This window comes from Streptomyces sp. G7(2002) (genome assembly GCF_028870195.1).
Classification (GTDB): Bacteria; Actinomycetota; Actinomycetes; order Streptomycetales; family Streptomycetaceae; genus Streptomyces; species Streptomyces nigrescens.
Window position 1 is genome coordinate 567,904 of the sequence record NZ_CP102609.1, and the last position, 14,019, is coordinate 581,922.

The 14,019-nt window shown below is 72.5% G+C and carries 3 protein-coding genes; all 3 read left to right on the forward strand.

Features of this window, described 5'->3' with window-relative positions:
* Nucleotides 1-52 precede the first annotated feature (52 nt).
* From NUT86_RS02535 to NUT86_RS02545, 3 genes are read left to right on the forward strand one after another with little or no spacing between them, the layout of a single operon-like run.
* A complete protein-coding gene (locus NUT86_RS02535) occupies nucleotides 53-11,386 on the forward strand; it encodes an amino acid adenylation domain-containing protein (RefSeq protein ID WP_274733084.1) in 11,334 nt (3,777 codons plus the stop codon).
* Entirely contained in the window at nucleotides 11,383-13,242 is a 1,860-nt protein-coding gene (locus tag NUT86_RS02540) for a class I adenylate-forming enzyme family protein (protein ID WP_274733086.1), read from the forward strand. The genes NUT86_RS02535 and NUT86_RS02540 overlap by 4 nt, the downstream gene beginning before the upstream one ends.
* Nucleotides 13,239-14,009, forward strand: coding sequence for a hypothetical protein (locus NUT86_RS02545; protein WP_274733087.1), 771 nt, complete (start codon nucleotides 13,239-13,241; stop codon nucleotides 14,007-14,009). The genes NUT86_RS02540 and NUT86_RS02545 overlap by 4 nt, the downstream gene beginning before the upstream one ends.
* The last annotated feature ends 10 nt before the right edge of the window (nucleotides 14,010-14,019 follow it).

The window sequence follows — 14,019 nt, forward strand, 5'->3', positions numbered from 1 at the left end:
GACGGCAGTCGCCGGCGTCACGCCGGGAAGACCGATGGGGATGCTCATACTCATGCCCGAAAACTGCCCTGAACTACACCTTTCCGAGGCTCAACTCGGGGTCTGGCTGGCGGAGCGTGCCGGGCACAGCCGCCCCGGCGCCTATCAATGGGCTGAGTACCTCGTCCTGGACGGCGATGTCGATGCCGGCCTCCTGGCCTCCGCGGTCACCAGAGCGGCTGCCGAGTGCGAGGCGGTCAACGTCCGCATCATCGAGACGACGGGTTCTTCGCCGGTACAACGGCTGCTCCGGGACCCGGAACACACCGTCGAAGTGGTCGACTTCCGGGGAGCGTCCGACCCGGACGCCGCCGCACGGGAGTGGATGCGGGCCGAGATGGCCAAGGCCGGGGGCAGCGACGCCGGGCCGTTGTTCCTGGGGGCCGTGCTGCGTGTCGCGGACGACCGCTCGCTGGTGTTCCACCGGGTTCACCACCTCGCTCTGGACGGGGCGGGCATGGCCCTGTTCGCCGAACGCGTCGCCGAGATCTACAGCTGTCGGTACGAAGGGCGCGCCGTTCCGGAGAGCGGCTGGGCCGGGCTCCGTCCCTTGGTGCACGCCGAGGCCGCCTACCGGGAGGCCGCCGCACGTACCGCGGACCGGGACTGGTGGCTGGAGCGACTGGCCGGGCGGCCTGACTTCCTGAGCCTCGGCACCCATGCGGCCGCGGCGACGGACCGGTCGCTGCGGCTGACCAGGGTGCTGTCGGCGGAGGAGTTCGCCGGTTTCCGGGACGGTGCGGAGCGGCTCGGGCACCGCTGGACCCGGCTGTTCACCGCGGCGACCGCGGTCTATCTGCACGCGGTGACCGGCAGCCGCGATGTCGTACTGAGCCTGCCGGTCGCCGGCCGTCCGGCCGGACTCACGCGGACCGTGCCCGCGATGTCGGCCAATGTCCTCCCCCTGCGGTTGCACGTCGATCCGGCGGCCCCCCTCGGCGCTCTGCTCGATCAAGTCGCCGACGAACTGCGGCTGGTGCGCCGTCACCAGCGTTACCGGGGTGAGCATCTGCGGCGTGAGCTGGGCTATCCCGAGGACGGCCGGAAGTTCTTCGGTCCGGTGCTCAACATCCAGCGTTTTGACCGGCCGTTGCGGTTCGGTCCGACGACCGCGACGGTTCACAACTTGCAGGCGCCGCCGTCGGAGGACCTGTCGATCGTCGCCTACGACCGTGGCGACGGTGTGCTGCGCCTCGACTTCGACGCCAATCCCGCCAACCACAGCGAGGAGTTGCTGCGGGACGTCGCCGACCGTTTCCAGCACATGCTGTGGCAGGTGGCGGAGGCCGACCGGGAGACTCCACTGGCCCGGATGGCGGCGTCCACCGCGAGGGAGCGCCGGCACGTCGCCGCTCTGGGCACAGGTGACCGTACGTCGGCCGCGCCCGGCGGCACGGCTGTCGGCCGGTTCGCCGAGCAGGTGTCGCGCACGCCTGACGCTGTCGCGGTCCGCTCGGCCGGGACCGGGGAGCGGCTGACATACCGCGAGCTGGACGCGCGGAGTTCGGCGCTGGCCGCCGCGGTCGCCGCGGCAGGCGCGGGCCCGGAGCGGACCGTCGCGCTGCTGCTCGAACGCTCGGTGGACCTGGTCGTCGCGGCGCTCGCGGTGGTGAAGACGGGCGCGGCCTATATTCCCCTGCAACGGGACGACGCGGTCTCCCGGCAGGAAGCGGTGCTGTCCGATGCGGGAGCGCGAGTGCTGCTCACCGACCGGGAGACCGCCGACGATCCCCTCGTCGCGCCGGCACGTGACCGTGGGGTGCGGCAGTTGGACGTACGGGAGCGGGGAACGGCGGCCGGGGAGCCCCGGACGGCAGAGCCCCGGGCGATGCCGGATGCGCTGGCGTGCGTGATGTTCACCTCCGGCTCCACGGGGCGTCCCAAGGGGGTCGCCATCACCCAGGGCAACCTGGCCGGGCTCGCCGCGGACCGGTGGTGGGCCGAGGGCGGTGCGGACCGGGTGCTGCTGCACTCGCCGCACGCCTTCGACGCGTTCAACCTGGAACTGTGGGTGCCGTTGCTGACCGGTGGCGAGGTGGTCGTCGCCCCGCCGGGGAGGCTGGACCCGGCCGGACTGTCCCGGATCACGGCGGCCACCGGGATCACCGGACTGTGGCTGACCGCCGGGCTGTTCCACGCGTTCGCCACCGAGGACCCCGCCTGTCTGGCCGGGCTGCGCCAGGTCTGGACCGGCGGTGATGTGGTGCCCCCGGCGGCGGTGCGCGCCGTGCGGTCCGCGCTGCCGGAACTCACCGTCGTCAACGGTTACGGGCCCACCGAGACCACGGTGTTCGGGACCAGGTTCGCCGTCGAGGAGATACCGGAGGGCGCCGGCTCGGTTCCCATCGGTGCGCCGCTGGACGGCAAGCGGGTGCTGCTGCTCGACGACGCGCTGCGGCCGGTGCCACCCGGTGTGGTGGGCGAGGTGTACCTCGGGGGTGTGGGGGTCGCGCGCGGCTACGTCGGCCGGGCGGCCGCGACCGCCGAGCGCTTCGTACCCGATCCTTTCGGCCCACCCGGCTCCCGCGTCTACCGCACGGGCGACCTGGCCCGCTGGAACCGCGACGGCCGGCTGGAGTTCGCCGGACGCGCCGACGGGCAGATCAAGCTCCGCGGCTACCGGATCGAACCGGGTGAGATCGACGCCGCGCTGCTGGCCGAGCCCGGGGTGCGGCAGGCCGCGACGATCCTGCGCGAGGACCGGCCGGGAGTGCGGCGGCTGGTCTCCTATGTGGCCGCGTCGGGTGACACGACGCGGCTGCTCGATGGCGTGGCGGACCGGCTGCCCCCGTACATGGTGCCGTCGGCCGTGGTGGCGGTGGACCGGCTGCCGTTGACCCGCAACGGCAAGCTCGACCGGCTCGCGCTGCCCGCTCCGGAGGACGGGAGCACGGACGTGGCCAGGGCTCCTCGCACCGCCGTCGAGCGCCGGCTGGCCGGGCTGTTCGGCGAGATCCTCGGCCTGGAGAGCGTTCCGCTCGACAAGGACTTCTTCCAGCTCGGCGGCGACAGCATCAAGGCGATCCAGCTCGCCGGTGCGGCGCAGCGGGCCGGTCTGGCCGTCAGCACCCCGGACGTGTTCCGCACACCCACCGTCTTCGCCCTCGCCGACGGCATGGGAACGGCGCCGGAACCGGGGCACCGGATCGCGCTGGAGGACGCGGACGATCCCACGGTCCCGCTGACGCCCGTCATGCACTGGCTGCGTGAACGCGGCGGCCCGATCGACGGCTTCGTCCAGTCCCTGACCGTGCGTACTCCGGCGGGCATGACCGAAGCGCAGGTGCGCGCGGTGGTGCAGGCGCTGGTGGATCACCACGGCATGCTGCGGCTCTCGCTGAGAGCCGTGGACGGGCTGTGGGCTCTGGAAGTGCTGCCGCGCGGCACCGTCGAGTGGAACCGTCCTGGCACCCTGCTCGATCCCGGGCACGGGCAGGTGGTCCGCGCGAGCTGGCGGGATCCCGGACCGGCGGAGTCGGGCGAACTGACCCTCACCGTGCACCATCTCGGGGTCGACGGTGTCTCCTGGCGCATCCTCCAGGAAGACCTCCGTACCGCGTGGGAGGCCGTCCGGCACGGGCGCACACCGCAGCTGCAACGGACCGGCACCTCCTTCCCCCAGTGGGCGAAGGCGCTGGTCCAGTACGCGCACCACCCGTCCGTGCTCGGGGATTTCTCCCGGTGGCATGCGGTACCCGAGGATCCGCCCGTCGCCGGCCGTGCGCTGGACGGCGAGGTGGACACCGAGGAGACCCGGCGCCGGCACTCCGCCACCCTGTCCGGCGCGCTCACCGCGCGTCTGGTGACCGACGCGACCGCGGCCTTCGACTGCTCGGTGCACGAACTGCTGCTGACCGCGTTCGCGCTGGCCGCCGCCGACTGGCGGGAGGGACCGGACGCGCTGCTGGTGGACCTCGAAGGTCATGGGCGGGAGGAATTCGCCGCCAACCTGGACCTGTCCCGTACGGTCGGCTGGTTCACCACCCTGTTCCCCGTGGTGCTCGATCCGGGCTGCTCCTGGGCGGACGCCCGCACCGATCCGGCCGCGCTGGACGGTGCGGTGGCCATGGTGCGGTCCTGCGTACGGGACGCCCCGCGCGCCGGTCTGACCCACGGTCTGCTGCGCTACCTCAACCCGCAGACCGGTCCGGCGCTGGCGGCCCGGCCGTCGCCGCAGTTCGCCTTCAACTACCTGGGCCGGTTCGATGTCGGCGGTGACGGCGACTGGGCGGTGCCGGCCGACTCCTCGGTGCTCGGTCCGGCCACCGGCGGCAAGCTGGCGATGGGCCACACCGTGGAACTCGACGCGGTGATCAACGATCATCCGGACGGCCCCCGGCTCGTGGCGCACTGGTCCTGGCCGGGTGAACTGCTCACCGAAGAACGGGTCTCCGGACTCGCGCGCCGGTGGTTCGACGTACTTGAGGCCCTGGCCCGGCGGGCCCGCGCCCGGGCCACCGGTGAGCTGCCCCTGCCGCCGCTGGCGCAGGGACTGCTGTTCCACTCGCTCTACGACCACGACGGCGCCGACCCGTACCTCGTCCAGTTCGTCTTCGAACTCGGCGGAGCGCTGGACCCCGCCGCGCTGCGCGACGCGCTCCACCGTCTGCTGCTGCGCCATCCCCAGCTCTCCGCGGGCATCCGGCACAGTCCGTCGGGGCGTCCCGTCCAGGTGGTCGTCCCGGACTTCACCGTGGAATGGCAGGAGATACCCGCGCACGAGGACCTCGACCGTTTCCTCGACACCGACCGCAGGCGGCGGTTCGACCTCGCCAGTCCCCCACTGGTCCGCGCGGCCCTGCTGCGCCATGCCGACGCGCGGCACACCTTCGTACTGACCACACACCACCTCCTGCTGGACGGCTGGTCCATGCCGATCCTGATCAAGGAGTTGTTCTCGCTCTACGCCGGCCACGCGCTCCCGCCCGCGACGCCGTACCGCGACTTCCTCGACTGGCTGTCCACCAGGGACTCCCGCGCGGACGAGGCCGCCTGGCGCGCGCTGCTGTCCTCCGTGGACGGTCCGACGCTGGTCGGCGGGGCGGGACGGCGCGGTTCGGCCGCGGCCCGGCACAGGCTGACGGTCGAGCTGGACGACACCACGAGCGCGCGGATCGAGGCCGTGGCACGGCAGCACGGGCTGACCGCCAACGTCGTCGTACAGCTGGCGTGGGCGGTCCTGCTCGGTGCTCTGACCGGCCGCGACGACGTGGTGTTCGGCGCGACGGTCTCCGGCCGGCCGGCGGAGCTGCCCGGTGCGGAGCACATCGTCGGACTGCTGATCAACACCATTCCCGTGCGGGTCCGCCTCGATCCTCGCCGGTCGGTCGCCGAGTCCCTCGCGGACCTGCGCGCCCAGCAACTGTCCATGTGGGACCACCAGCACGCCGATCTGACGCAGCTGCAGTCGATCGCCGGGCATGCCGAACTCTTCGACACGGTCGTGGTCTTCGAGAACTATCCGATCGACGAGGAGGAGCTGCGCGATCTCGTGCCCGGCCTGGAACTCCGGGACGTCCAGGGACGGGACGGCACGCACTACCCGCTGACGCTGATCGCCATGCCGGGCGACGGCCGCCTGCGACTCCGTCTCGACCACAGCAGCGACCTGTTCGACGAGGAAGAAGCCCGCCGCCTCCTCGACCGCCTCGGCACGCTGCTCGGCCGGATCACCGCGCGTCCGGAGGCACGGTTGGGGCAGCTCGATCTGCTGCTGCCGGACGAGCAGGAGAGGCCGGCGGAGACCGCAGCGGAGCCCGCCCCGATCGCCCTGCCCGCGCTGTTCGAGGAGCAGGTACGGCGGCGGCCGGCGGCCCCGGCCCTCACCTGCGGGGACACCACCCTGTCGTACGGGGAGCTCAACGCGCGGGCGAACCGTCTCGCGCGGCTCCTCGTCGCGCGCGGGGCCGGACCGGAACGCCTGGTGGCCCTGGTGCTCGGACGTTCCACGGACCTCGTGGTCGCGGTACTGGCCGTGCTGAAGTCGGGAGCCGGCTACCTGCCTCTGGACCCGGCCCACCCGGTGGAGCGGGTGCGGCAGGTGCTGGCCGACGCCGCTCCCGTGCTCGTCGTGACCGGCGAGCCGCTCGCGGTGCCGGATCCGCAGATCGTGCTCGACGGCACCGATCCGGCCGCCGACTATCCGGCGGACGATCTCGGTCTCGCCGTGGACCCCGACAGCGTCGCCTACGTGATCTACACCTCGGGCTCCACCGGAGCGCCCAAGGGTGTTGTGGTCTCGCACCACAATGTCGGGCGGCTGCTCGCGGTGACCGACAGCCGGTTCGGTTTCGGCGACCACGATGCGCACACGCTGTTCCACTCCTACGCCTTCGACGTCTCGGTGTGGGAGCTGTGGACGGCGCTGGGCCGTGGAGGCCGCTTGGTGGTGGTGCCGGACGACGTCGCCAAGTCACCACGGGAATTCCTGGAGCTGCTCGCCCGGGAGCAGGTCACCGCGCTGAGCCAGACTCCGTCGGCGTTCTACCAGCTCATGCGGGCCGCATCGGAGACGGAGCCGGGCGGGCTGCCCGCGCTGCGGGTCGTCGTGTTCGCCGGTGAGGCGCTGGAACTCTCCCGCATCCGTTCCTGGCACGGCCCCGGCCGGCCGAAGCTCGTCAACATGTACGGGATCACCGAGACCACCGTGCACTCGACGTACGCCGAGCTGACCGATCCCGACGAGACGGCCGGAGTCATCGGCACCGCGCTGCCCGATCTGCGACTGCACCTGCTGGACCACGCGCTGCGTCCGGTCCCGCCGGGCTGCCCCGGCGAGATCTACGTGGCCGGTCCCGGTGTGACGCGCGGGTACCTGGGACGCCCCGGGCTCACCGCGAGCCGGTTCGTCGCCGACCCCTTCGGCGCGCCCGGTGCCCGCATGTACCGCTCCGGGGACCTCGGGCGGCGCCGGGCCGACGGCACACTGGAGTATCTGGGCCGGACGGATCACCAGGTGAAGATCCGCGGCTACCGGATCGAGCCCGGGGAGGTCGAGCGCGTCCTCGAACGGCACCCCGCCGTGGACCGCGCCGTGGTGCTCGCGGACGCGGATGCCGACGGCGGCCGACTGCTCTGCTACGCCGTGACGCAGGGGGATCCGGCGCCCGCCGAACTGCGCGCGTACGCCCGGACGGTGCTGCCCGCCCACATGGTGCCCGCGTTCATCCTCCCGGTCGACGAGATCCCCCTGACCGGCAACGGCAAGCTGGACCGCGGAGCCCTGCCGCGACCGGAGTCCGCACTGCCGGTGAGCCGCCCGCCGGCGACCGAGCGGGAGCGGCTCCTGTGCGCGCTGTTCGCCGAGACGCTGGGGGTCCCCGAGGTCGGCGCGGAGGACAGCTTCTTCGATCTGGGCGGGCATTCGCTGCTGGCCACCCGCCTGATCAACCGGGTGCGGGCGGAGACCGGGTGCGAGCTGAGCATCCGCACCCTGTTCGACGCCCCCGTCGTCGCCGACCTGGCGCGGTGCCTGCCGGAGCCGGCCGGTACCCCGCGCACCGGACTCGCCACGGCCGCACGGCCGGAGCGGATCCCGCTCTCCCCCGCGCAGCGGAGACTGTGGTTCTTCAGCAGGCTGGCCGGCCCCAACGCGGTCTACAACATGTCCTTCGCGACACGGCTGAGCGGTCCGCTGGCGACGGAACACCTGTATGCGGCGCTCGGCGACGTTCTCGTCCGGCACGAAAGCCTGCGCACCACCGTCAGCGAGATCGACGGCGAGCCCTGCCAACACATCGGCGCGTCCGAGGAGTTGTCGTTCGCGGTGGTGGCGACGTCGGAGGCCGAGCTGCCCGGCCTGCTCGCCGAAGCGGCCACGCACGTCTTCGACCTCTCCGTCGAACTCCCGGTCCGTGTCCTGCTCTTCGAGACCGCACCCGAGCGGCACGTGTTGCTGATCCTGCTGCATCACATCGCCGCCGACGGCTGGTCACTGGCACCGCTGGCCCGCGACCTGTCCACCGCCTACCGCGCACGCATCGCGGGCGAGGCCCCGCGGTGGACGAGCCGGCCCGTGCAGTACGCGGACTACACCGTCTGGCAGCGCGGTCTCGACCTCCGCCCCGAGCTCTCGTACTGGAGGGAGGCACTGCGCGGCGCCCCGGAGGTGCTGCCGCTGCCGCTCGACCACGCCAGACCGCCGGTGTCCGCACACCGCGGGGAGACCGTCGACTTCACCCTGGACGCCGGCCTGCACGCACAGCTGAACCAGCTCGCACGGTCCACCGGCACCAGCCTGTTCATGGTGATGCACGCCGCGCTCGCGGTGCTGCTGTCACGGCTCGGTGCCGGCGCTGACATCCCCATCGGAACCCCGGTGGCCGGGCGCCATGACGAGGGGCTGAACGACACCGTCGGCTGCTTCGTCAACACGGTGGTGCTGCGCACCGACCTCAGCGGAACGCCGACGTTCACCGAACTGCTGGAGCGGGTCCGGACCACCGACCTCGATGCCTTCGCCCACCAGGAAGTGCCGTTCGAGCAGGTGGTCGAGGCGGTCAACCCGCCGCGCACGCTCTCCTGCCACCCCGTCTTCCAGGTGATGCTGGCCTTCCAGGACACACCGCCCGTCGCGTTCGACCTGCCGGGACTGCGGGTCGAGCCGGTCGCCGCACACGGCGGCGCCTCCCGCATGGACCTGCTGTGGAGCCTGCGCCAGCACCACGGCGACGACGGTGCGGAAGCCGGTATCGAAGGCCAACTGGAGTACGACACCGAGCTGTTCACCTCGGCCTCCGCGCGTCTGCTGCTCGCGCGGCTGGACGATCTGCTGGGGGCATTGGTGGCGGAGCCGCACCGCCGGATCGCCGACCTCCCGATCCTCGTCGCCGGCGAGCGGGAGCGGATGATCGGGCGCTGGAACTCCACCGCCCACGACGTGCCCGAGACCACCGTGGCCGCACTGTTCGCGGCACAGGTCCGCCGCGTTCCCGACGCACCGGCCGTACGGCACGGGGACACCGTGCTCACCTACCGGGAGCTGTCCGAGCGGGCGGCGCGCATCGCGGCGGAGCTGAGTGAGCGCGGGGCCGGCCCGGGCAGTCTGATCGCGCTGGAGCTGCGGCGCGACCCCGACCTGCCCGCCGCGCTGCTCGCGGTCCAGTCGATCGGTGCCGCCTATCTGCCCATCGACCCCTCGCTGCCACCACAGCGGATCGCGGCGCTGCTGGCGGATGCCCGCCCCCTGCTGGTGGTGCGCCACAACGACGGGCTCACGGTCACCGCGGGCTCCGGGGAACCGGCGCGCGTACCGGAGAACACGGCGTACGTGACGTACACCTCGGGCTCCACCGGGCGTCCGAAGGGGGTCGTCGTGCCCCACAGCGCGCTGACGAACCTGGTGCTCGCCCTGCGCGAGCGGCTGGCGGTCGGCGCCGAGGACCGCGTACTGGCCGCCGCGCCCGCGGGCTTCGACATGTCCCAGCCCGAGCTGTACCTCCCGCCGGTCACCGGTGCCACGATGGTGCTCGCCGGCCACGGCGCACTGCGGGACCCCGACGAGCTGTCCGCCCTGCTCGACCGGCACCAGGTCACCGTGATGCAGGCGACCCCGTCGCTGTGGCAGACCCTCCTGACCCGGCGGCCGGACCGGCTGCGCCACATCCGCGCGGTCATCGGCGGCGAGGCGGTACCGCCGGAGCTGGCCGAAACGCTGTCCGGCTGCACGGCGTCCCTGCTGGCCTGTTACGGCCCGACGGAGACCACGGTCTGGTCCACCACCCACCCGGTCGGCCGCGTGGCATCCGCCACGGTCCCCCTCGGGCGCCCGCTGTGGAACACCCGGTGCTATGTGCTCGACGGCAGGTTGCGGCCGGTGCCCCCGGGCGTGACCGGCGAGCTGTACGTGGCCGGTGCGGGCGTGGCCACGGGCTACCTGCACCGGCCCGGACTGACCGCGACCCGGTTCGTCCCGGACCCCTTCGGCCCGGAGGGGGACCGGATGTACCGCACCGGCGATCTCGCGTCATGGACCGCCGACGGAGTCCTGCACTTCCACGGCCGGACCGACGACCAGGTGAAGATCCGCGGCCATCGCGTCGAGCTCGGGGAGATCGAGGCCGTGCTGGCCCGCCACGAGGACGTCGACGCGGCCGCGGTGGCCGTCCACGACCGGAAGGCCGACGACCGCCGACTGGTCGGCTACGTCGTCCCCGCCGACGCCGATCTGCGCTCGGTGGGCGCACACCTGGCCCGGCATCTGCCGGACTACATGGTGCCCACCCGCCTGCTCGCACTGGACCGGCTCCCCCTCAGCGCCAACGGAAAGCTGCTGCGCGACCAACTGCCCGAACCGGACTGGGCGTCCGCGGGCGACTCGCCGCCGCCGGAGAACCTCCGCGAGCACCTGATGTGCGAGATCTTCGCCGAGGTGCTGGATCTGCCCCGGGTCGGCCCCGGCGACCACTTCTTCGAACTGGGCGGGCACTCGCTCCTGGCGGCCCGGCTGACCGACCGGGTGCGGACCGTGCTCGGGCTGGAGCCGACGATCCGGAACGTCTTCGAGGCGGCCTCCCCCGCAGCGCTGAGCCGGCTGCTGGACCGGGCACCGTCGCAGAGCGCACCCACGCACCTCGTGCCGTTCCGGACCGGCGGCCCGGCGGCACCGGTGTTCTGCGTCCATCCGCTCAGCGGGATCAGCTGGGTGTACTCGGGGCTGCTGCGGCACATCGACCGCGACCACCCGGTGTACGGCATCCAGGCCGAGGGGCCCGGCGGAGTGGCGGACCTGCCCGGCACCGTCGAAGCGATGGCCGAGCGCTACCTGGGCCTGCTGCGTTCGGTCCGCCCCAGCGGCCCCTACCACCTGGTCGGCTGGTCCTTCGGCGGGCTCGTGGCGCATGCGATGGCGGTCCGGCTGCACGAGCTCGGCGAGCCGGCCGGATCGCTGTTCCTGGTGGACACGGTCGCCGGTACCGGACCCGGGCCGGAAGATCCCATCGACGACCAGCGCGTCTTCCGAGTGCTGCTGACGGCCGCGGGACTCGACGGCGAGCGCTTCGCTTCGGCGGACCTCGACTTCGACACCGTCTCGGCGCTGCTGCACAAGGAAGGCAGCGTATTCGCCCGGTTCACCGAGGACGACATCGGCCGCGTCATCGCGGTGTCGCGCCACAACTACAGGCTCGCGCGGACCTACCGGCCGCCGCGCTACCCGGGCGACACCACCTACATCGAAGCGACGGCGCACACACCGCGCCCCGTCCCGCACCACGACCTGTGGCGGCCCCACGTCGGTGGCTACCTGACCGTCGGTCACGCGACCGCGCCCCACCATCGCGTGCTGCAGCCGCAGCACGTGGCCGAGGTCGGAGTCCAGCTCCGCGACCTGCTGAGGAGGCAGCGTTGATCCGCACCGGGGCCGGCGCCCTCGCCGAACTGCCCGCAGGTGCACGGGTGGTGATCCGGCTGCCCAACGGCAGCGCACTGGCGGACGTGCTGCTCGCCTGCTTCGACCGGCGTCTCGTCGCGGTCCCGCTGCACCCACGGGCCACCGACCGGGCGGTCGCGGGGATCGCCGAGCGCGTCTCCGCGGCCGCCCTGGTGGACGTCCACGGCCTGCACCGCACCGCCCTGCCCGACGCCCATACCGTCCCGGACGACCTCGCCTTCATCATGTTCACCTCGGGCTCCACCGGCCCGCAGAAGGGGGTCATGCTCAGCCGCCGGGCGGTCCTGGGCAACGCGGCCAAGACCGCGGCACTGCACGGGCTGTCACCGGAGCGCCCGCACGGGACCTGCCTTCCGCTGTACCACTGCAATGCGCTGGTGATGTCGCTGCTCGGCACACACCTCACCGGTACGCCGCTGACCCAGCAGGCCGACTTCGACCCGGCCGGCTACTTCGCCGCGCTGGGCGCCGCCGGGGCCAGGACCGCCTCCATCGTGCCCGCCCTGCTGGCGGACCTGCTGGAGGTGGGTCCCGACTGGCCGGACGGGCTGGAGTACCTGATCACCGCGGCCGCCCCGCTGACCAGCGACCTCGCCCGCCGTTTCCACCGCCGGTACGGTCCGCGCCTGCGGCAGGGCTACGGCCTGACCGAGGCGGTCAACTTCAGTTTCACCATGCCCCGGCTCGACGACGCCGAGTTCCGCGACCAGTACCTGGAGCATGTGCCCCCGGTCGGGGCGCCGCTGCCGGACACCGAACTCCGGCTGGAGTCCGGTGAGGTGTGGATCAGAACGCCGGACCTGATGACCGGCTATTGGCAGGACAGCCGTACGACCGCCGCCACCGTCACCGACAACGGCTGGCTGCGCACCGGCGATCTGGGCGAACTGCGCGACGGCCTGCTCGTCCTGCGCGGCCGCGCCGGCGAGCGCATCAACCGGGGCGGGGAGAAGCACTACCCGCTCGACATCGAGCACGGCTGGCGCCGAGCCGGCCTGTCCGGCCGGTTCGCGGCGGTCGCGGTGGACGAACCCTCACTCGGCCAGGACATCGGGCTGATCGCCACGGAGCAGCCGGTCTCCGCCGTACGCGACCTGTACGAACGGGCACAACTGCGCCCGGCGGCCCTCCAGTTCGGCGGCCTCCTGGCGACGTCCACCGGAAAGCCCCAGCGCAAGGCGATGAGTCGGGGACTCGCCGCGCGCCGACTGGCTCCCGCGCGCTACGAACGGTTGCTGCGCTACGCCGCGGCCACCGCACACGACCTGCTGCACTCAGGCGCCGACCACCCCGGCCTGCGCGCGCTGGCCACGCAGGCGGGGAACCGCCGCCCCCACCCGGACGAGGAGACCGTCTTCGGCGCCTTCGACTTCCTGCGCGAACACTGGCACCACGAGGACGACGCGGAACTGTCCCGGGCCAAGGCCCACTGGCGTACGACACTGCGCACCGAGTGGCCTCTGGCAGTGCACGCGGAGCTCGCCGCGGAAGTGGCGGCCCGCCACGGTTTCGAGGGACCGCCGGTGCCGTTCGGCACCGAAGCCCTCTTCGGCGACGGCGCACTGCAGGTGCTCCCGCACGGGCCCGCGGCCGACGGCCCGGTATGGCCGCTGGGCCCGCTGCTGTCCTTTCTGGACGGTCCTCTCGGGGGCTGCGAGAGGGATCGCTGGACACGGCTGGCCCGGCTGCGCGACCGCGGATTCCTGACCACGGGCTGCTCGGTGCTGCGCGCCGGGCGACACGATCTGGGCGGCGTGCTGTGGGCACGGCAGCCGGATTCCGGACCGAACGAGCACGCTGGAGCGACTGGATGACACACGGCACCGAAACGACCGGGCGGATGAAGCAGTCCCCCGACCACGAGGACGAGATCCTCGACGTCCGGCGACATCAGGACCCCGGCCGGAACCGGCTGACTCCGGTGGTGCAGCTGCCACCGGACGTCGCCCTGAGCGTGGTCGACGCCCTCGCCGGTCTGGTCCGGGCGGCACACCGCACGGAGCAGACTCACCCCACCCCCGCCGGCGTGCTCAAACAGGCGCAGGAGTTCGAGGAGGGCGACGTCTTCATGCTGGAGCCCCCCTTCGAGGGCTTCTTCGCCGACCGTTACCTGATGGACTTCTACGACACCGCCGAACGGGACATCTGCTCACGCATGCACCTGCACACCGGGCTGCGGTTCGTGCGGATGATGACGGGCCCGGAGACCACGATCCGGGTCTCCAGCCTGTCCCCCATCACCGTGCGCCCCACGGCAGCGAACTGGACCGGTCCGCTGCGGGCCTTCACCGACGCGTTGCCCGGTACGCCCACCGGAGTGCACCGGGACCGGCACAACGTGATCGTCCCGCCGAACTCCTGGGTGGACATGCAGATCCCGCGCGGGGTGTCCCACCAGTTCAACGCGGTAGGGCCGAACGCGGTGATCGACTCGGTGCACCCCGAGGAATCCATCGAGACGCTGCGCGAGGGAATGTCGGGCTACCGGATGATGGCGCAGACCATCTTCCTCGCCAAGGACAAGAGCCCGGCCACCACGTGCGCCGCCCTCACCGATCCGAGCAGCAGCACCCGCCACTGACCATGGTGAA